This window comes from Candidatus Symbiopectobacterium sp. NZEC135 (assembly GCF_025962695.1).
On record NZ_JAGFPF010001345.1, the window covers coordinates 1 to 584 of the forward strand.

General features: G+C 46.7%; 1 protein-coding gene. It reads right to left on the minus strand.

Going from position 1 to position 584, the window contains the following annotated elements:
• A partial coding sequence (locus J5224_RS34180) for an N-acetyltransferase family protein (protein WP_413544772.1) occupies positions 1-328 on the minus strand: 328 nt, incomplete at its 3' end.
• Between the last annotated feature and the right edge of the window lie 256 nt (positions 329-584).

The window sequence follows — 584 nt, forward strand, 5'->3', positions numbered from 1 at the left end:
CGAACTCGATGAGTTTTTTGCCAATCAGTCTGCCACGCATGTCCTCACTGACATACAGGTCCTCGAGGTAGCAATAGTTATTTTCAGACCAGGTGGAACGATGGAACAGATAATGAACCAGCCCGACTATGTGTCCGTTTTCTTTTGCAACGGCGCAGAAAACGGGTTCAATCGGGCTGTGAAAACCTTGCCATACCAGCTTGGTTACCTTTTCGGAAATATCGACGCCATAAAATAGCTGATAATCTTTCCATAACGGCAACCACTGTACAAAGTCGTCTGCGGTGGCGGTTTCAATGGTTATTTTTTTAGCGCTGAGAGTGCTCATCTTTTTCCTCTGAGGTTCTTTGCTGATTTGCGTCATGCTGCGTCAGTGTTTCAGAACATGTGGTCATCAGTACCTGCCCAGTTCACAAGGGCGCGTAGTTACCAAATGGTCTGTCGGTAAATTGTCATATTACGGATGATTAGTTTTACCGCTAAAATGGCATGATTAGCCCAGCCAATTTCCCATTTATGAGCAGACCAATTCAGTGGGGAATGTCTGCTGGCACCGTACCGGTGTGGCAGCGCCGCAGTATTCA